This is a genomic window from Reichenbachiella sp. (assembly GCF_039969095.1).
GTDB lineage: Bacteria > Bacteroidota > Bacteroidia > Cytophagales > Cyclobacteriaceae > Reichenbachiella.
In genome coordinates this window covers 607,938-629,220 of the sequence record NZ_JBDVOL010000013.1, presented here as the reverse complement: position 1 = coordinate 629,220, position 21,283 = coordinate 607,938, and the positions used below count along the sequence as shown (strand labels likewise).

At 38.2% G+C, this 21,283-nt stretch carries 14 protein-coding genes; 8 read left to right on the top strand and 6 right to left on the bottom strand.

Going from position 1 to position 21,283, the window contains the following annotated elements; all coding sequences use genetic code 11:
* Nucleotides 1-113 precede the first annotated feature (113 nt).
* The 5 genes from ABJH98_RS15135 (at nt 114) to ABJH98_RS15115 (ending at nt 9,161) form a co-directional block, all read left to right on the top strand.
* The gene (locus ABJH98_RS15135; RefSeq protein ID WP_348308539.1) at nt 114-1,943 is read left to right on the top strand and encodes a glycosyltransferase; all 1,830 of its coding nucleotides are present in this window, start codon (nt 114-116) and stop codon (nt 1,941-1,943) included.
* 25 nt (nt 1,944-1,968) lie between these two features.
* Nucleotides 1,969-3,435: a DUF4301 family protein gene (locus ABJH98_RS15130; protein ID WP_348308538.1), complete on the top strand. Its 1,467-nt coding sequence runs from the start codon at nt 1,969-1,971 to the stop codon at nt 3,433-3,435.
* A 107-nt stretch (nt 3,436-3,542) separates the two neighbouring features.
* A complete protein-coding gene (locus ABJH98_RS15125) occupies nt 3,543-4,538 on the top strand; it encodes a MoxR family ATPase (protein ID WP_348308537.1) in 996 nt (331 codons plus the stop codon).
* A gap of 224 nt (nt 4,539-4,762) precedes the next feature.
* The gene (locus ABJH98_RS15120) at nt 4,763-6,028 is read left to right on the top strand and encodes a hypothetical protein (RefSeq protein ID WP_348308536.1); all 1,266 of its coding nucleotides are present in this window, start codon (nt 4,763-4,765) and stop codon (nt 6,026-6,028) included.
* A gap of 322 nt (nt 6,029-6,350) precedes the next feature.
* The gene (locus ABJH98_RS15115) at nt 6,351-9,161 is read left to right on the top strand and encodes a TonB-dependent receptor (protein ID WP_348308535.1); all 2,811 of its coding nucleotides are present in this window, start codon (nt 6,351-6,353) and stop codon (nt 9,159-9,161) included.
* 49 nt (nt 9,162-9,210) lie between these two features.
* On the opposite strand, the gene ABJH98_RS15110 is transcribed toward ABJH98_RS15115, so the two are convergent.
* Nucleotides 9,211-9,852 (bottom strand): hypothetical protein, encoded by a 642-nt coding sequence (locus tag ABJH98_RS15110; protein ID WP_348308534.1) that lies wholly within the window; start codon nt 9,850-9,852, stop codon nt 9,211-9,213.
* Between the two features lie 299 nt (nt 9,853-10,151).
* Here ABJH98_RS15110 and ABJH98_RS15105 point away from each other — a divergent pair, with 299 nt between their 5' ends.
* Complete coding sequence (locus tag ABJH98_RS15105) at nt 10,152-12,056, top strand: hypothetical protein (RefSeq protein ID WP_348308533.1); 1,905 nt, start codon at nt 10,152-10,154, stop codon at nt 12,054-12,056.
* Here ABJH98_RS15105 and ABJH98_RS15100 read toward each other — a convergent pair.
* Together ABJH98_RS15100 and ABJH98_RS15095 are read right to left on the bottom strand one after the other, a co-directional pair.
* Nucleotides 12,053-12,238 (bottom strand): hypothetical protein, encoded by a 186-nt coding sequence (locus ABJH98_RS15100; RefSeq protein WP_348308532.1) that lies wholly within the window; start codon nt 12,236-12,238, stop codon nt 12,053-12,055. The two genes, ABJH98_RS15105 and ABJH98_RS15100, sit on opposite strands and share 4 nt — an antisense overlap.
* A 159-nt stretch (nt 12,239-12,397) precedes the next feature.
* Complete coding sequence (locus ABJH98_RS15095) at nt 12,398-12,571, bottom strand: hypothetical protein (RefSeq protein ID WP_348308531.1); 174 nt, start codon at nt 12,569-12,571, stop codon at nt 12,398-12,400.
* 233 nt (nt 12,572-12,804) lie between these two features.
* Between ABJH98_RS15095 and gdhA the strand changes: the two genes are divergently transcribed.
* Nucleotides 12,805-14,148, top strand: a complete 1,344-nt coding sequence (gdhA, locus tag ABJH98_RS15090; RefSeq protein ID WP_348308586.1) for an NADP-specific glutamate dehydrogenase — start codon at nt 12,805-12,807, stop codon at nt 14,146-14,148.
* A 301-nt stretch (nt 14,149-14,449) separates the two neighbouring features.
* Complete coding sequence (locus ABJH98_RS15085) at nt 14,450-16,078, top strand: S41 family peptidase (protein WP_348308530.1); 1,629 nt, start codon at nt 14,450-14,452, stop codon at nt 16,076-16,078.
* Here the strand turns inward: ABJH98_RS15085 and ABJH98_RS15080 are convergent.
* The 3 genes from ABJH98_RS15080 to ABJH98_RS15070 are packed head-to-tail and all read right to left on the bottom strand — an operon-like array spanning nt 16,075 to nt 21,234.
* Nucleotides 16,075-17,247 carry a hypothetical protein gene (locus ABJH98_RS15080; protein WP_348308529.1) on the bottom strand — a complete coding sequence of 391 codons (1,173 nt, stop codon included), beginning with the start codon at nt 17,245-17,247 and terminating at the stop codon, nt 16,075-16,077. The genes ABJH98_RS15085 and ABJH98_RS15080 overlap by 4 nt on opposite strands.
* Nucleotides 17,247-18,029: a hypothetical protein gene (locus tag ABJH98_RS15075; RefSeq protein ID WP_348308528.1), complete on the bottom strand. Its 783-nt coding sequence runs from the start codon at nt 18,027-18,029 to the stop codon at nt 17,247-17,249. The genes ABJH98_RS15080 and ABJH98_RS15075 overlap by 1 nt, the downstream gene beginning before the upstream one ends.
* 10 nt (nt 18,030-18,039) lie before the next feature.
* On the bottom strand, nt 18,040-21,234 hold the full coding sequence (locus ABJH98_RS15070) for a caspase family protein (RefSeq protein WP_348308527.1): 3,195 nt from the start codon (nt 21,232-21,234) through the stop codon (nt 18,040-18,042).
* Between the last annotated feature and the right edge of the window lie 49 nt (nt 21,235-21,283).

Sequence of the window (21,283 nt, the reverse complement as noted above, 5' to 3'; positions counted from 1 at the left end):
TTTTAACAGATTATAGTTTTAACTATATTTGCTTCAATAAAATGCTTGATTCATTAAAATTATCATAAAAACTTAGCGTTGGGCTAGCGCAATTACTTAGATTTTCCCTAAGCATGGCATCAAAAGCAAAAAAAGCGGTACAAAAAAATACAACGCTAGTAGAAGTGGCGTGGGAAGTTTGCAATCAAGTGGGAGGTATCTATACGGTGATTCGTTCAAAAGTTCCTACCATGGTCAATACTTGGGGAGACAATTACTTGCTCCTTGGTCCTAATGTGCATGCCAATGTGAATGCTGATTTTGAACCTAATGATTCTTTGGACACACCCGCCGCTGATATTGTTCGAGAGTTACGTGAGATGGGTTGGGATGTGCAGATTGGTTCGTGGCTAGTTTCGGGTAGACCGACTACTGTGCTATTCAATCCCAGAAGTGTGATGGATAAGTTGGGCGATATCAAATATTTCTATTGGCAAAATCATCATATCTCATTCAAGCAACATGATCCATTGATGGATGAAGTGTTGGCATTTGGCTATATGGTTAAAGAATTTTTGTCCAGATATGCTCGTGTTTGTTTAGATGGGGATCAAGATCTATTGGCTCATTTTCATGAATGGATGGCCGGTACCGCTATTCCTGATTTGCGGAAAGAGCAAATTCCTATTCAAACTGTATTTACTACACATGCTACTTTACTCGGTCGTTATCTAGCCATGAATGACCCGTTTTTCTATGATCATTTGCCCTTTTTGGATTGGGCTGCTGAAGCAAAGAAATTTAATGTGGAGCCTACTGTTCAGCTGGAACGAGCATGTGCTCATGGAGCCAATGTATTCAGTACGGTCAGTGAAGTAACGGCCAAAGAATGTGTGCACCTACTTGGGAGAAATCCTGATTGTATCTTGCCAAACGGTCTAAATATTGAACGTTTCTCAGTATTGCATGAAGTGCAAAATTTACATCACACTTACAAAAAGCAGATTGAACATTTCATTATGGGGCACTTTTTTCAGTCCTATACTTTTGATCTCAATAATACGCTTTACTTTTTTACCTCGGGTAGATTCGAGTACAAGAATAAAGGCTATGATTTGACGCTAGAGGCTTTAGCAAGATTGAATCATTACATGAAAGAGAAGAACATCAACAAAACGGTGGTGATGTTCTTTGTAACTAAACAACCGTATTCCAGCATCAATCAGGATGTTCTCACCTCTCGAGCTATCATGGAAGAGATTGATCATAACTGTGATGCGATCATGGAACAGCTCAAAGAACGTTTGTTTGAAGCAGCTGCCACCAATACGGATCATCGCTTACCAGTGCTAAATGATTTGGTGGATGATTATTGGAAACTGAGATATCGACGAACCATACAGTCTTGGAAGTCTGATCGATTACCCAGTGTGGTCACGCACAATTTGGCGAATGATTCAGAAGATCCAGTATTAAATTTTTTACGTGGTGCTAATTTGCTCAACCATAAAGAGGACAAAGTAAAGGTGGTTTATCATCCAGATTTTATTACTTCAACCAACCCACTTTTCGGAATGGAGTATGGCCAATTTGTAAGAGGCTGTCACATGGGGATATTTCCTAGTTATTATGAACCATGGGGTTATACACCTGTGGAATGTCTGGCTCGTGGAGTTTCGGCTGTTACGTCTGATTTATCTGGGTTCGGCAATTATGTAAAGAATATCAAAAAAGGAAACGAAGCACATGGCATGTATCTGATCGAAAGAGAAGATCAGGATTTTCATTCAGCGGCAGATCAATTGGCGAACAAAATGTTGCAATTCGTGAATACAAACAGGAAATTCAGAATTCAAAATAGAAATAAAGCCGAAGACTTGTCAGAAGAATTTGATTGGAAAAATCTGATCAAGCACTACGATCGTGCATACGATAAGGCCTTGAATAATTACCCAGCCAAATAAAATCGAATAATTCAAAAAATTGAATATGTTTTCAACAGACCAAGAAAAATACATTGAATCACGAGGAAGTGATGTAGCTACTATTAAAAAACAAATTAGCGATTTCAAATCAGGTTTCCCTTTTTTGAATCTTGATCGACCTGCGAGTATTGGTGATGGAATTACAAAATTAAGCGCAAATCAGATTGATGATTATGTGACTAATTATAAATCCATGACGGCTGGGAAAAAGCTTTTGAAGTTTGTTCCAGCTTCTGGTGCAGCTACTCGAATGTTCAAAGAGTTATTCGAATTCCTATCTGATGGGGAACTAAATGCTGGTACAGAAAAATTCATAGCCGGACTTAAAAATTTTGCTTTCTACAGTGAATTGTCTGAAATCCTGAAAAGTCAAGGGTATGAAATGGACCGTTTGATTGAATCTAAAGATTACAAAACTATTGTCAGTACTTTGTTGGATGAAAAAGGTTTGGGGTATGGCAGCTTACCTAAAGGACTGCTGACTTTTCATCAGGAAAGTGGAGCTACAAAGACACCCATTGAAGAGCATTTGGTAGAAGGTGCCAGATATGCATCACAAGACGGTTTGGCAAGATTGCATTTTACAGTTTCACCAGAACATCAACAAAAATTTGAAACTAAGCTTAAAAGTGTCCTTTCTAATTACGAAAGTGAACTAGGAGTAAAATATGAGGTGTCATTTTCGCAGCAAAAAAAGTCTACTGATACAATAGCTGTGGACTTATCTAATGAACCTATTCTTGTCAATGACGAATTGCTGTTTAGACCAGCTGGACATGGTGCTTTATTAGAAAATTTAAATGACTTGGATGCGGATATCATTTTTGTAAAGAATATTGATAATGTAGTGCCAGACCATTTGAAGGCAGATACCATTACATATAAAAAGGCACTCGCGGGTATGTTGTTATCATTTCAGAAGGACTCATTTGATTGGCAAACGCGGATGGCGAATGGTGAGGATTGTCTTACTGATGCGCTGGACACACTCAAGTCAAAGTATGGAATTGATCTGAAATTCTCAGATTCAAGTGAACTAGAAGATTACTTGAATAGACCCGTTCGAGTTTGTGGAATGGTAGAAAATACTGGCGAACCAGGTGGAGGGCCATTTTGGGTGCAAGGAGCCAATGGGGTATCGCTGCAAATTGCGGAAACTGCGCAAATCGATTTGGACAACTTGGCACAAGCAGAAATCCTAAAAAAATCCTCACACTTTAATCCAGTGGATTTGGTTTGCGGAGTCAAAAACTATAAAGGCGAGAAATTTGACTTGCTCAAATTCAGAGATGATAAAACGGGATTCATCACTCAGAAATCTAAAAACGGTCAGGAGCTTAAAGCCATGGAGCTTCCTGGTCTATGGAATGGAGCAATGGCCAACTGGATTACGCTCTTTGTGGAGGTGCCTATCTCTACTTTTAACCCTGTAAAAACCGTGAATGACTTATTAAAGCCAACACATCAGTAGGACTTAACAATTTTTAACAGCAACATCTGTGGGATATGCGTTTTGGGTTTTAAAACTTACCTAAGTTGGATTAGTTTTGTTTGGTTAGTAAAGAATAAACTTCAAAAATGGAAGCAACTGCAAGTGTAGATAGCAAAAAAGAGCATCAGGAGAAAATCAATCAGATTTATACTGAAGTAAATAAAGTAGTAGTCGGACAGAAGTACATGATCAATCGGTTAATGGTTGGTTTATTTACACAAGGACATATCTTATTAGAAGGTGTGCCCGGTTTGGCAAAAACATTGACGGTCAATACTCTGGCCAATGTATTGCACCTTGATTTTAAAAGGATACAGTTTACGCCGGATTTACTACCTGCAGATTTGTTGGGTACTATGATTTACAATCAGAAAGCCTCCAACTTTGAAGTAAAGAAAGGACCAATCTTCGCCAATCTTATTTTGGCAGATGAGGTAAACAGATCACCAGCCAAAGTACAGTCAGCCTTGCTAGAGTCTATGCAGGAAAAGCAGGTCACAATCGGTGAAACGACCTTTCAATTAGATCGACCATTCTTGGTGTTAGCGACTCAAAACCCAGTAGATCAAGAAGGTACCTATCCTCTTCCAGAAGCGCAAGTGGATAGATTCATGATGAAAGTGCATGTAGGCTATCCATCTAAAGATGAAGAACTGGAAATTATGAGAAGAATGTCCAATATGACATTTGACAACAAAGTGGATACGATTCTTACCAAAGAAGATATTTTCGCTATTCGCAATGAAATCAATAGTGTGAACCTTTCAGAGTCTCTAGAAAAGTACATTATAGAACTGGTATTTGCTACAAGAGATCCCGAGGCATTCGGTATGAAAGAAGAAGCCCACTACATACAATTTGGTGCTTCACCTAGAGCTTCAATAAACCTGAATTTGGCAGCTAAAGCAATTGCTTTTTTAGAAGGTCGTGACTTTGTGCTACCAGAGGATATTAAAGAAGTAGCACCTGATGTACTCAATCATAGAATTATACTCAACTATGAAGCAGAAGCAGATGGCATTACTACACATGACATCATCAATACTATATTGAATAAGGTCAATATCAGTATGGTAAAGTAAAAGAAGCACAGAAAACACTTTAAAGAGCAGCTCCAGCTATGGAGCTGCTCTTTTTGTTTTATGCACTTCACATTATCTTAACATTGATAAAACAGTAATAACACATTTCCATCTTCTTTTAACAGAAAGGTAATTGCTACTTCTACACCTGATAATATCACTTGTACAGATTTGCAGTACAAAATTTTGAAAAACTTAATATCAGAATATTTAAAACAAGAAAAATGAAAAAGTTATTAGCACTATTATTCGCTTTTACAACAATGGGATTATTGGTTTCATGTGATGACGATGACGACGAGGATCCAATTGAAAAAACGGCTACGGAATTACAAGATGAAGCAATTGAAGCAGCGCAAGCAGCAGTAGATGGCGTTGCGTCATCAGATGATTCAGCAACTGGAGCATCAGACGAGTCTGTATTTGAAGATTGGACATTGATTGACAACGCTGGACAAACTGGTGGAAGAGTAGGAACTATCGCAGAAGAAATCGAAGTAACTGCAAACATTGAAGAAAATACAACTTGGACTAGCGACAATGTATATGTGTTGAAGACAAGAGTAACAGTATTGGACGGTTTTACATTGACTATTGAAGCCGGAACAATCGTGAAAGGTGATGCTTCTCTATCAGGAGCTAACGCTGCCGTATTGATGATCGCTAGAGGTGGTAAGTTGATGGCAGAAGGTACGGCTGACGCTCCTATTATCATGACATCTACTGACGACGACATTCAGCCAGGAGAATTGGCAGGGTCAACATTAGATCAAGATGACAAAGGAAAATGGGGTGGACTAGTAGTCTTAGGTAAAGCACCTGTAAGTGCTAAAACTGAAGAGCCTCAAATCGAAGGAGTAGATGCTGAAGATAGCAATGGCCAATATGGAGGTAGCGATGCTGCTGACAACTCTGGTTCAATCAAATATGTATCTATCAGACATGGTGGAGCACAAATCGCTGAAGGGAGTGAAATCAATGGATTGACTCTTGGTGGTGTAGGTACAGGAACTACAATTGAAAACATCGAAATCTACGGAAACTCTGATGATGGTGTTGAATTCTTTGGTGGAACTGTAAACTTGACCAACCTTGTAGTTTATGCTGTGGGTGATGATGGAATTGATGTAGATCAGTCTTACGCCGGAACAGTAAAAAACTTTGTTGTGTATGTGGATGAAAACTCTGATGAAGGTCTTGAAATAGATGGAAGAGAAGGTTCTATGGATGATTCTTTTGAATTAACTAATGGATCTATCAAATCTATCGATGGCACTAACACAAATGCTGATTTCAAATCTAAAGCGAAAGGAACAGTAACGAATGTTACATTTGAAGATGGAAAAGTTAAGCTTTCTGCTTCTTTTGATACAGAAACTTATGAAGAGTCTGAAGATGCGGCATCTAACGTGGTTGATGGTTCTTTGAAATTCACTAAAGTGAGTGCTTCTTCTTTCGAAGTATATACTACTAGCTTTGATGATGAGTAATAAGAAAAGAAATTAAAAATTCATTTTCTGAATATAGAGGCTCTGGCAGTAATGTCAGGGCCTTTTTTGGTGATTCACGGAACCTAATTTCTGCAGTATAAAAATTAATAGAATGTTATGATCGTTAAAAAACGATTAAGATGCTTTAAAGGCTATTAGTAACGGTTTTTGCTCTAATGCCCGTACAAGGCGATTTTCATGTTATCTAAATGTTAATATAAGGAATACTTCGTCATGGTTTTTTTAAACATTTCATAAAATTCTGAACATGCACAAGGAATGTGGACGGTCTAGTTTTGCGTCATAATTAGAATATCAGAAAATGAACAAGGTATTATTTACATTAGTATTATTCGTAGCAGCCATTAGCACTTCTATGGCGCAACAAGGATTTTTAAGAGGTAAAGTAATTGATGGGTCAAACGGAGAAGGATTGTTTGGGGCTACGATTACTAAGCAAGGAACTACTCAGGGTTCAGTTGCTGATTTTGATGGCAACTTTTCATTGGAGCTAGCTGCTGGTACACACAATATTGTGATTCAATTTGTTTCTTATCAGCCACAAACCATAGAAGGTGTGGTAATTGCCGAAGGCGAAGTAACTAACATCAATGTTACGCTTTCAGAAGATGTACAACAACTCGAAGCTGTGGTAGTGACTGCAGAACAAATCAGAGACAATGAAGTGGCATTGATGGCAGTTCAAAGGAAATCTGCAAATACCATTGACGGTATTTCTTCAGCGGCATTTAAGAAAGTTGGAGATAGCAATCTATCATCTGCCATGAAGAGAGTAACAGGTGTTACAGTTCAGGGTGGTAAATATGTATATGTTAGAGGGTTGGGTGATAGATACACCAAGACCTCAATGAACGGTATGATTGTACCTGGTTTAGATCCAGATAGAAATGACGTACAGATCGACATTTTCCCAACAGCAATTCTAGAAAATGTGATGGTCTATAAAACGTTTAGCCCAAATCTTAGCGGAGACTTTGCTGGCGGATTGGTAGACATCCAAACCAAGGCATTCCCAGAGGAAAAATCTACTTCCATTTCTTTGAGTATAGGGTACAATCCAGACATGCATTTTAAATCAAATAATGTGTCTTATGATGGGTCAGGTACAGATGTACTAGGATGGGACAATGGACAAAGAGATTTGCCGATAGCCGCCGGAACTAACATTCCTACACTACCAAATGATTTTGTGGCAGAGACTACAAGAAAGTTCGACCCAACCATGGGTGTAGATCGTTCGACTAATTTCATGAATACGGGAATCTCCGTCTTGCATAGAAATCAAATACAAGGAAACAAAGTGACTTGGGGATACAATGCCATATTGAATTACAAAAACACAAATACCTTCTACGAAGGTTTTATCAGAAAGAGATATGAAAAAGATAGAACTTCAAGTGAAGTTTCATTGCTAAGAGATTTTTCAGGTGTTGGTGATTTGAGTTCAAATAATGTCCTATGGAGTGGATTGGCTACTTTGGCTGCAAAGACTGATAATCATACTATTGGTACAACTTTGTTGCATTCGCAAAATGGAGTTTCAACTGCGTTGAAAAGAGAATTGAATTTCTCCACTCTAAATAACCCAACCAATATCAATAATGATATTTTGGCTTATACCCAGCGTTCGATGACCAACAACATTATTTATGGTAAGCATAATTTTGATAAGCTTCGTATCGAATGGACTAACTCACTTTTGTTTTCTAAAATTAGCGACCCTGATTATAGAGATACCAGAATCAATGAAGATGATGGAGAATTTGGATTTAAGAATGGAGGCGATATTAATAGATTTTGGAGAGAGCTCGACGAAATCAATGAAAGTTTTAAAGCTGATTTCACATACAATCTAAATGATAAAAATAAGCTGAAAGCTGGTGGTTTGATGTCTTTTAGAAATAGAGAATTCAATGTTTATCAATACGCTTATGAGCCTATAGAAGTTTTTACAGTAGAATATAACGATGCGAACTGGTTGCTTCAAGAAGAAAATTTGTATTCTTCTACTAATACTGATGGCCTTTACATTCAGGACAATAGTAATGCTTACAACAACTATGAGGGGAGGCAATCAATTTTTGCAGGGTACTTGATGAATGAAATGCAAGTAACACCTAAGCTGAAATCAATCTATGGAGTGCGCGTAGAAAACGTGCAAATGTATTATAGTGGTGTTCGTTTGAATGAAGATAATACTCAATCTGTCTTAGATGATGAAAATACGATGGATAAAACCAATATTTTGCCATCTGTAAGTTTAGTTTATGCATTAAGGGATGACATGAATTTGAGAGGATCATTCAATAAGACAGTGGCGAGACCTTCATTTAAAGAAAAATCTTCAGCATTTATTGAAGATCCAATTACAAGAATTAGATTTTCTGGAAATTTGGATATCAAACAAGCTGAAATCTTGAACTACGATTTGAGATGGGAATATTTCTTTACTGCAAGCGAAATGTTTTCTGTATCATTCTTTTACAAGGATTTCACCAACCACATAGCTCTAGTGTTCTTTCCTAATAGCCCGGGTCAGTTGAAACCAAGGAATGTTGGTGAGGCGTCAGTTTACGGTTCAGAAGTTGAAGTGAGAAAGAACTTAGGAGGACTAAGCCCTGTATTGGAAAACTTTTCAGTGGGTGGTAATTTTTCCTATGTAATCTCTAAGGTTAATAGAAAAACTGTAGCTGTGAACGAGGAAGGTCAATCAGAATATGATAGTGAGGTAGCTTACGAAGGCTCAAGCGAAGGTGTGGAGCAATATAGAGATATGACTGGTCAGTCTCCTTATGTAGTGAACGGATACTTGAACTATGAAAACAATTTCTTAGGCATTACTGGAAATCTTTCTTATAACGTACAAGGCGAGACCATTACTTTTATAGGTACTTCAAACGTGGCTGACGTGTACACCAAGTCTTTTAATAGTTTGAACTTTAAAGTATCTAAGACTTTTGGAGAGGCTGCAAATTCACAGCTTAGCTTTAGTGCCAAAAATCTATTGAATGATAAGCAACGACAAGTTTATAAATTGGGTAACGAAGAGGAGCTATTTTCTCTTTATGAGCCAGGTAGACTTTTCCAACTAAAATACACTTACACTTTTTAAGGAAGTAAGATTAATCAAGAGCATAAAGGCAGCCAGACGGCTGCCTTTTTCATTTTATAAGAGTGAGTTCTTTTTTGTATTGGCTAAGCTTTTTTTGATTGGCTTTGAGTTTAATCTGTAATTTTTCTACCTCAGCTGTATTGGCTTGGAGTTCTTGAGCTAGCTCATTTTTCTTTTCTGGTTTCTTCTCAATTCTCAGTTGAAGCTTGCTATTATCTAACAAGAATTTGTCCATTTCCTGACTGATTTTTTTGGAAACCAATTCATGTTCATTGATCTTTTCTTGTACTAATGCAGTGAAATAGGTCACTTTAAAATCTTTTAATACATGCTTCACTTGATTACTCAATTCATTCAATTGATCTTCAGGCACTCCTTCTTTTACAAGAGCTACTTTCAAAGTGGACTGTTTTAGATTGCTTGGTTCTTTGAGCTGAGATACAAACTTGAGTGGTTCATTAACTTCTTTGCCTTTTGCCGGAACGGTTAGTACAAGATGCGTTTTTTTGTTAAAAATGATAGTCCTTGCATTTACATATCTCCACCATTCTTTTTTTACTTCCTTATAAGGCTGAACGAAATCGGTGGCATATCCTTCAAATTTCTGACCATCAAGAGTGAAATTGGAAGATACTATTTGTAAAGAATAGGTCTGCGCAAAAGAAGATCCGCAAATCGCACAAAATATCATTATGCTAATACAGCAGTTTAGCAATCGGTTCTTCAATGAGAAAATGAAATGGATTTTTGTCATTTTGAATATTCAGATACGAAGATAAAAACATTTCAACCAATCAATAATTCCGCCAATTCGGAGATACCGAAGATTTTAGCTACAATCGAAAGAGATATAATCACTATAAAACGGTTGTTTTTCCATTATTGGATTATTTTTGCCCAAATAAGCTGAAAAATTTTATCTTACAGATTCAATCTTTTTCGGCCGCTATTCCAAATGAACAAGAATTAATTTAGCTACGACCTGAATCAATGAATAATAGCTCTTCTCTAATTGCTAAGGCCAAATATCAATTTGATAATTATGTATCAAAGGGTACCATGACTCTTATCGGAGGACTGGGAATTTTGACACTTATTCTCGTGGTCATCCTTGCCGTCATATTAGTTCTTACTGGATTCGAAGTGGAAACAGGCACAAGTATAGGGTATCCAGAATCTTTGTGGCAAAACATGATTCACATGCTTGACCCTGGTACCCTTGGAAATACGACTGGGGGTTGGTCACTTAGAGTATATCTATTGGCTGTTACTTTGGTTGGTGTAGTGGTTCTCTCTACATTGATTGGTTTGGTATCCAATGGTATCTTGACCAAGCTAGAGGATTTGAGAAAGGGTCGTTCATTCGTGATAGAAAAAGATCATACACTGATCTTAGGATGGTCTTCTAAAATTTTCACCATTATTTCGGAATTAGTAGAAGCTAATGAAAACCTTAAGGAAGGAGTAATTGTAATCCTTGCAGAAAAGGATAAAGTCGAAATGGAAGACGAAATTCGTCTGAAGGTTGGTAACACTGCCAATACTAGAGTGATTTGTCGTACAGGTAGCCCTATCGATATTGACGACATATATATCGCCAACCCATTCAATTCCAAATCTATTATCGTCTTGGATAAAGATAATGAGAATTCGGATTCTCAGATTATCAAAACAATAGTAGCGATTGTAACCAATCCAAACAGAAGAAAAGAACCTTACCATATTACAGCTGAGATTCAGGACAGCAAAAATTATGAAGTGGCTAAAATGGTGGGTCAGGATGAAGTTGAGCTGATCCTATCGGATGATTTTATCTCTAGAATCATGGTTCAAACTAGTAGACAGTCTGGTTTGAGTGTAGTTTATATTGAATTGATGGACTACGATGGAGATGAAATATATTTCTTGGAAGAACCTACTTTGGTAGGACGAACGTTCCGAGAAATCATCTTTGCTTATGAGGACTCTGCCATTATGGGACTCCAATTTGCAGACGGTACGGTAGCCATCAACCCTCCAATGGATACGGTCTTCAACGAAGGAGACCAAGTCATCGGGATCACAGAAGATGATGATACTCTAGTGCCTTCTGGAATAGTGGATTATCATGTTGAGACTGAAAGATTGTTAGAGCGACCAGAAGAGGAGACCAATGAGGAGCAAATCCTTATTATTGGCTGGAATGATCGCGCGAAAAATATTATTCGAGAATTAGATCATTATGCGCCATTTGGATCTACAGTGAAAGTAGTGTCTAAATTCGAAGATCCTGTGACAGTCATTCAACGCATTAAGCCTTCCTTGAAAAATCTAACTGTAGAATTCAAGCGAGCTGAAACTACGGATAGAGAGACTTTAGAGAAATTAGAAATTCCTAATTACGACTATATCATTTTACTATGTTACGAACAGCATTTTCCTGTTCAAGAAGCAGATGCACAAACGCTTATTACATTACTTCATATCAGAAGTATCGCAGAGCGTACGGAGAAGCATCTGAACCTCGTAAGTGAAATGATAGATATGAAGAATCGCTTGTTAGCGGATATTACAAGTGCTGATGACTTTATAGTTAGTGATAAGCTCCTCAGTTTATTGATGACTCAGGTGTCAGAAAATAAGTTCTTGATGCGAGTATTTGAAGATTTGTTTGATGCAGATGGATCAGAGATCTATATCAAACCTGCCACCGAGTATGTCGCTATTGGTGAGCCAGTTAATTTCTATACCATCCTCGAATCAGCTGCCAGAAAGAATGAAGTTGCTTTAGGGTATAGAGTACTTGCAAAGAGCAAAGATCCCAACGCTGCCTACGGCGTAGTAGTCAATCCTAAGAAGTCGGATATGATCCACTTGACTGAGCAGGATGAAATAATCGTACTTTCAGAAGATTAAAAAGAAGCTTGCTGCTTGAGTGCAGAGCGAATTTCGCTTATAGCTTTTTTTCTATAATTATCTTCATTTTGGCTATTGATGGATGTCATATGTTTTACATACTGCATCACACTGTCTTTTTGATTTGTGTCCAGAGTTTTCACATTCTGCATGATTTCTAAGACTGTTGCTAGTTGATCCATTTTCTGTTGTATTTAGTGAACTGATTGAATACTTATTATAGCTACTTCAAAATTAGAGCCAAAAATCAATGAAGTAAATACGCCTTTTACCTAAAATGAAAATTAGGTGGGATACGCATTCTTCTTATTAAATGATTATTGAATTCTATCGCAAATCACTTAATACTTTAATGCTTTTTTGATCTGAGTCAAAGCGTTTTTTCGGTATCGCTCAGTGACCTTCGATGAATAGGAGTACTTGTTTTTGATGTAATCGAGCAAATCCATCTGGTCTTCCTTTTTCAGTGTCCGCAAAGTATCTAGCAGGTCTGGTGTCGTTGAATACGTGTTCATATTTTTCTATGTTTTGGTGCTTAATCAAAAGAACGAATTCTTAGAACCAACAGCCAATGGTCTCAATTATCATTATTTTAATTTATGATTAATTTCAAAGGCTTTTTCTATTTGGCAAATGCGATAATTTAATACTGAGATAAAATATCAAAGTTGAAGACGCGAATATGCGCTGGAATTAGCTAATATTGACTCATATTTAAAACCCAAAATGTAATCCCATGTCGAAGAACATGACTCAAACCATTGATGCTTTTATTCAAAGCATTTCCCAAAGAAATCCCGGCGAAACTGAATTTATTCAAGCAGTTCGCGAAGTAGCAGAAGTGATTATTCCATTTAATGAAGAACATCCAAAGTATAAAGCAGCCAATATATTGGAAAGAATGTGCGAGCCAGAGCGAGCTGTCATTTTTCGTGTACCCTGGGTAGATGATCAAGGAAATAATCAAATCAATCGCGGATTCCGAGTGCAAATGAACTCAGCAATAGGCCCCTACAAAGGAGGTTTGCGATTTCACCCAACAGTTAATTTAAGTATTCTTAAATTTTTAGCATTTGAACAGGTTTTTAAAAATAGTCTAACCACACTGCCTCTCGGTGGAGGAAAGGGTGGAAGTGACTTTGACCCAAAAGGGAAGTCGGACGGGGAAGTCATGCGTTTTTGCCAAAGTTTTATGACTGAGCTATCCAAGCACATAGGAGGTTTTACAGATGTGCCAGCAGGTGATATTGGTGTAGGAGGAAGAGAAGTTGGTTATATGTTTGGCCAATACAAAAGACTGAGAAATGAGTTTGCAGGCGTATTGACGGGCAAAGGATTGCAATTTGGAGGTAGTTTGATCCGAACGGAAGCGACTGGATACGGCACAGTTTATTTCGCGGATGAAGTTTTGAAGGCCCACGGACATTCGATGCATGGAAAGGTTTGTGCGGTTTCGGGAAGTGGAAATGTGGCGCAATATACGATTGAGAAGTTATTACATTTGGGTGCAAGGCCCGTTACCGTCTCTGATTCACAAGGTTATGTATATGACTCAGAAGGTATTGATGAGGAGAAACTAGCCTTTATTAAGGAGTTGAAAAATGAAAAAAGAGGCCGCATCAGTGAGTATGTAGATAAATATAAAAATGCAACCTTCCACAAAGATTTAACCCCTTGGAATGCCAAGGTGGATTTAGCTTTTCCATGTGCCACTCAAAATGAATTGCCTGAACAAGACATGCAAACATTGATTGACAATGGTTGTATTGGTGTATTTGAAGGTGCGAATATGCCAACTACGGAAGGTGCCTTAGACTTGATAAGAAAGAATAGGATCCTGTTTAGCCCCGGGAAAGCATCCAATGCAGGTGGTGTAGCCACTTCTGGCCTGGAAATGTCCCAAAACAGCATGCGATTGAGTTGGACAAGTGAAGAAGTGGATAAAAAACTCAAAGAAATTATGATTTCAATTCACGAAAACTGTGAGAAATACGGTCGAATAGATGACGATTATGTTGACTACGTGAAAGGAGCGAACATCGCAGGATATGTAAAAGTAGCTGATGCCATGTTGGCACAAGGTCACGTATAATTTTTGACAATAACATTGATCTGATTTGTGGTATGAAAAGAACGGATTATCTTTGGCTTTCAAATTAAAATCTAGTTCGATATGACAATGATAATTTTAATTGCTGTTTTGTTTGTGGGTGCGGCTATTTGCCCTTTTGTACTACCAAATGAAAAAGTAAGTAATCATGAAAAAGACTGGGATACCTGGTAGGCCAGTCTTTTTTATTTTCTATCCTCTCTGTCTATTGAATTAAGACCCCTTTTTGGGTATCTTAAAGATACTTTCACCGTAAAAGGAATACTACTTTATTTCTAGGTCTATGAAAATTCAAAATACAAAAGCCCAAATCAGGCTTCCCCTATTTCTATCTATAGCTATTGCTGCTGGTATTTTTATTGGTGCAAATATGACTAGCTCCAATAAAGGAGGGTCTGACTTGGCACAATCTCTTCTGAAATTTCGTGAAATTTTGAATTACGTGGATCGTAATTATGTCGATGAAGTCAAGACGGAAGATTTAGTTGAGAAGGCCATTACTGATATGCTGGAAGAATTAGATCCACACACAGCCTACATTCCTAAGGAGGAACAAGAATACAGTCGTTCGCAGCTTGAAGGAAACTTTGACGGAATTGGTATAGAATACAATATTTTCAGAGATACCATTTATGTAGTAGCTCCTCTTAGTGGTGGGCCTTCTGAGCAAGTGGGTCTTTTGACTGGAGATAAAATTATAAAAGTAGATGATGAAAACGTGGCGGGGATTGGGATAAAAACCCGCGGTGTATTGGACAGGTTGAGAGGCCCGAAAGGGACTCAGGTGACAGTTTCTATTCTTAGAAAGAATAATAAGGATTTGTTGGACTTTGACATAGTAAGAGATAAAATTCCTCAATTTTCTGTTGATGCCTCTTATATGATCGATGACGAAATTGGATACATCAAAGTCAACCGATTTACAGCAACTACCTATGATGAATTTAAATCTGCTCTAGATAAATTAGATGAAGAAGGCCTTCAAAAGTTGATTCTGGATCTCACTGGAAATCCGGGAGGATATATGAGTATGGCGATTCAAATGGCAGATGAGTTTTTGCCAGATGACCCGATGATTGTGTTTACAAAGGGTAAAGAATTTAGATATAACCAAGAACATAGAGCAGGAAATGATGGGCTCTTCGAAGACCGACCATTGATTGTTTTGATCGATGAGGGAAGTGCATCGGCCTCAGAAATCGTTTCGGGAGCGATTCAGGATAATGATAGAGGATTAGTAGTAGGCAGAAGATCTTTTGGTAAAGGGTTGGTACAAATGCCAATCGACTTGTCAGATGGGTCAGAATTACGCCTCACTATTTCAAGATATTATACCCCAAGCGGAAGATCGATCCAGCGCTCTTATGAAGGTGGGAAAGACGACTACTACAGTGATATCTACAATAGATATACCAGTGGGGAATTATATAATGCGGACAGCATTCACCAGAATGATTCGTTAAAATACATGACTGTAAAAGGCCGTACAGTGTATGGTGGTGGTGGCATCATGCCTGACTATTTCATTCCTATGGATACTGCTGGAAATTCTTCTTATCTCAACAGGTTATTTACCACGAATGCCATTAGAGAGTACTCTTTGACCTATTCTGATTCCAATCGGGCAAAACTCGAGGCGGGCGGATTTGACAAATACTTTTCTGGTTTTGAGGTGAGTGAAAATATGTTGAAGGAATTAGTAGCAGTGGCCACAGAAAGTGGGTTGCCATACAATGAGGCTCAGTTTAAGCATTCGAAGGATCTGATCAAACTATATTTGAAAGCTCAGATAGCTCGTGGGATTTGGAATAATGATGGTTTCTATCCGATTTATAATCAGTCCAATGAGATTTATACGCAGGCCATTCAGCTTTTTGGTCAAGCTGAGGCCATCATGGTTCGAAGTAATTAAGCCTTTGCTTTCGAGTAAATAAGACCCACTATTTTATCCATCAGATAAAAAGTAACTGCTAGGAAAAACACATTCAAATGAATGTTGAAAACAAAAAAAGTGAGGCACGATAGGAGTATGAGTAGAATCAAATAACTCATAAATCCAGCTAAGTAATTGGCCATTTTTACGGCTCCGAAGTATTTGGTAATTCGGCTTTCCATGTAATCCCCTTCTACAAATACCATGTAGCTCAAATATGCGTAGCTGACGAAAAGGAGGAGGAAAAACCAAAAATTCACAAAAGTGTCTTGGTATTGAATGGTCAGGAATGCATTGAGTAAAATGAGTGGGCCAGAAGTGATTTCGAATAGAGTTTCATGCATGTCATTTTCGAAAAAATCCCCAATGACTACAATTTTCCCTTCAACGAAATCTTGAATGTCCTGATCTTCCAAATAAAGCAGTTCGCCCATGTTTACCGGATTAAAACCAGCCTCTAAATTTTCAATGTCTTTTTGCAGCAATCGATAGTTCATGATGAAATTGTTTGGCGTCCAATGATCATCAATTTTAACAAGTGCTCCTTTTGATTCTGATGTTACGTTGGCCAGACTCTCATATACCTTCAGAGGGGTAAGTTTGAGCGAATCATGGTGCATGAGCTGATATTTATATACGCCATCGAAGACACTACCAATCACATAATCAGATAAGCCTCTATTTATATTCCGAAAAATGGGATATTCAATTTCACCAAAATCATTCAAATGATAGGAGACGATAAGGTTGTCAAATTTTTGCAATACCGTATCTAAACTGGCATCAAAGGCAGTAGAGTCCAAAAAATGAATATCGCAAATGATGTATTTGGGAGGTTTATCTCCTTTGCTGATGGCTTCTAGGATAACGGTTAATTTCTCACGATCAGTAATCGCTCGTTGACCTACGGGAAATCCAAATTCATCCAATCGATCAATGAGCTGTAAATCATAAGAAGTATTGATTAAGGCAAAATCTTCAGAAGAAGGCAATTCTCGGTTAGAAAATTTAATGGCCGAGGTACTCCAAATAAGGAGTTTTTCATCACCAGCCAGCCAAGGCAGGCTCATGAAATAGAAAGTCAAAAAGATCATGACCAAAGTATTGGCCATGATCCCCAACCACAGAAAAAATCGTTTTTTGGTCATTAATTTGAAGCTTGGATGGCAGCTTGAATGTGCTCAAGTTCACAAGTACCATAGAGTGAACTAATGACCTCCTGAATACTTTGAGCTAGTTCATTCGTGCTTAATGGTGAAAATGAATTTTTTATTGTATTGAATTCTTTATCGCCAACTATCTCAAAATCAAGAGAGGTGATCTCAGTGGATTCCTCTTTCTGACTGTCATAGTAAAAAAGTTTTGAAGCTGAAGCTTGTTTTGGTTCGATTGGGATGCCGTCTACAGCATAGAAAGTTTCTGTATCAAATACTAATTCGCCGTTTTCAACATTCAATTTTTTATTGATACTTTCTCCATTGAAAATATAACTCGCATAAAAGAATCTGGTATCGTCGGAAGGGTAGGAGGTAGAGGAAACCGCAGTCATATATTTACCTCCAACAATTGCAATCGGACCTTCTCCAAATTTCTTCACAAAATCCATTTGATTGTTGATGCCGCCAGCACGAGTACTCATTTTGCCACGAGCAGGTGCCAGTACAGCCGATAAGGTATAGGCCAAATCACTTCCACTTTTCTGTCCACTTTGTTGCTGGATAACATATCTGCCCCTTGAAGAACTCAGTGCGGCTGCTCTTGCATTTGGAGTTTCAAACTTAAGTTTGGCGTCTTCATTCAATTTGTAACCTGATTTCAGATAGCTACCGCTTTTGCTATCATAGATTTTTCCAATGACATGAATGACCGTATAATTTTGTGCTTGTGCGGATTGAAATGCTAGGACTAAAAATAAAATGACAATTCTCATGATACAGTTTTTAATAAATTCTAAAATCATTTTTTACATTTTCTTCTCGAGAAGTAGGTACTTGATTACCCTTGCTTTTTTTGGTTACTTGTTCGCCGACCCACTCTCTCATTTCAGATATAGAATAGCTTCTATCCCGATCACGATCTGCACGTCTGGTGGTGATTCCTTCTATGAAGCTGGCAGTAAACAATCCATTTTCTGAATTCATGCCTTCCGCAGCGAATTCGGTACCGCCCGCCGCGGATATTACTGTCGCACCTGTACCTTTTCTCATGTCACTAAATAAGGATTTAGAAAGCTCTAACGTGTTTTGCAAGCCAAAACTGTTTTCTTTCAATTTCACTATGTTACCAGTCGATCTAAAGGATACTGATCCGCTTTTTTTCGAAGATGCGGTGACGGTCTGAACATCTTCGTCGTCCAGTTCTCCAGAATGACAAGTATCCATGAGTAGGATTTTATTTCTACAATCTATTCCATCAATGAGTGATTCAATTTGCGCATAAGACAACCCTCCGTTAGATGGATTATTGAAGTCCATATTATTAGTCGCAAAGAAATAATTGTAATCCTTGTCTAATACGCCATGTCCAGCTATGAAGATGGCAACCACATCATCCACCTTGGCTTGCGCAATGAATGATCGAATGGCCAATATATTGGCATCAGTTGCCTCCGCATTAATGAGCAATTTGGAATTTACTTTTTCATAAGCACTTGAGCCAGATAAAGTTTCAATCATGTCTTGAGCATCTTTAGCAGCAAAGGCTAAATTATAATCAGATTGCTGGTAGTTGGACACCCCTATGCCAACAATAAAGAGGTCGGGTTTGTCCCACTCGGCTGTGTATTGAATTTCAAATTTCTCTGGAATGGACTCTTGTCCCTTTGAATTAGTTGCTGTCACTTTAATTTCATTGATGCTATTGCTTAGTGCAAATGACAGTTCTTTACTGATGTTTCTATCGGGTGAAACAGTGATTCCTTTCGATCCAAAAACAGGGACATCATTAGCATACACCTGGAGCTGTTTGATTGGGTAATTTTTATCCGAAGCAGAAACTTTTAGAGTAAGTGTTTTTTGATCCGTTTCGAGCGGAATGGCTGTATAATCCAGCTTCACTTCTGGCAAATCGAAGGTGTTTGCTAGGCCATCTTCTGAGTATCCAAGCCTTTTTAAACGCCGATCGTAGGCTGCTTTGTAGGATGCGATCAACTTTTGTGGAGCATATCCAATTCTTTTAGCTATGATGTCAGGGCGATTATATTTTAGCTCTAACTGTTCGAATGGAAGGACTTTATTGTTGTCTTTGAAGGCAATGGCTTTAGCTGCTCCTTTGGATGAACTGTAATACAAGTCGGGCGTATAGGAAATAAAATCATTGTTACCAATTAGAGCCATGCTAATGGTTCTCTTTTTTGATGCCAAATCATAGAGCGCAATTTCGCCGTTCTCATTTGTTGTAATCAAATATTTATTGTCTTTACTGAAAACAGCATCTGTCAATCTTCCATTTTGAGTATCTGTGAAGTAATTGGCATTCGATTTTTTGACAATTAAGTTATAGTTCTCCCAGCTTACTTTATAATCACCGGATTTGTATTTGTCTTCGAAAAGTCGATAGTCGCCTTTTATTTTCTTTTTAGCTTTTAGCTCTCGGATAGACCAAATTTTAGCTGTTCCATCTTCAGTGGCTGCATAGATTTGATCATCATCATCTGGATTGTATTTTACCCAGACGGTTTGCTTCTTAGTTTCCAAAAATGACCTCAGTTGCCTTCCTGTATTATAATTCCACATTTTGAAAAATTCGGTATTGACTGCAGCCGTAACGAACGTCTTACCATCTTCAGAAATATCAATACTGCAGACATCAGATGACCTGTCGAAAGTACGTACCAATTGACCAGTACTGATATCCCAAACAGTGAGATTGCGATCCAGAGAACCTACCATAATATGTTTGCCATCAGGTAAAACATCTACTGCCAAAGCGGGTTGAACAAATCCTTCAAGATCTCTGATTTTACGACCAGAATGGTAGTCCCATAATTTGATTTTTCTGTCATCATCGGCCGACACAATGGTGCGGTAATCAGGAGAAAGAGCCAATGCATTTAGACCCAGTCCGGTTCCTTTAATTTCTTTTACTATTGGTGGAATATATTGAGTGGCTTCTTTTTTTCCTGGCTCTGGAAAGTCAGCATTTTCAATGTCATATACCTTCATGCTGTACTTTTCATTCACAATGACTTTGGTCTGATCCTGATTGAAAACGGCTACCGCGCGAGGATGACTGGATTGCCAACGAATGGGTCTTTTTACTTCTGTAAACTGATTTTGATCTTCAGAGAGTTCAATAATTGAAATGCTTGAAGTGCCTTCGCTCGTCTCTTCTCCTTTTGCCGCAGTCAAGGGTAAAAAAGTGTTTTGAGAGATTAATACTTTGCTTCCATCATTGGTGAATTCGATGTTGCTATAATTCATAATGTAGAATGTGGTCATGCCTTTGCCCACATTGCCTTTGGCTAGATTCATAGCCAGTGCTACTGGTGTCATGATTGTTTTTGCGTAGGCCTGAGCTGCCCCTGATCCTGCGATATGATTGAGCACATCGTCAATGATCTTACCTTTATCCAGATCAACAAGTAGTAATTCTACCCCATTGTTTTTGTAGCCTCCAGATATGATTCTTGTTCCATCTGGTGAGATCCCTATTGCTTGGATGCTTGCATTGAACCCTTTAATGGTTTTCAAGGTGTCACCCTGCAAATTCCAAACCTTTAGCATTTTGTCATCTCCACCTGAGACCATATATTGTTGGTCTTTAGTGAATTTAACTGTGTTTACACTTCCGTCATGTGCCGAGATGGTTGTTTTCACCTGTCCAGATTTGGCATCCCACAATAATAAATTTCCCTCTAGATCTCCTGAGACAAGTAATTGGCCATCATTGGAAAGTTCCATACATCTGACTGGTGCAGTATGAGCATTGAAGGTATTTATATCGACGCCAGTTTTAACATCCCACATTTTTATGGATTTGTCATCGCTGGCAGAGTAGACAGCACTTCCATCAGGCGCATATTTTACGCTATTGATGGCTGCGGTATGCCCTTGTCTGACGATCAATTGGTTTTCTTGGCCATGTGCAGCAAGAGAAATCATCAATGAAATCAAAAGGAAATAGGAGCGTAGCATAGTGAGTAGTTTTTGAATAAAAAATGACTGCTCCGAACATTTCGGAACA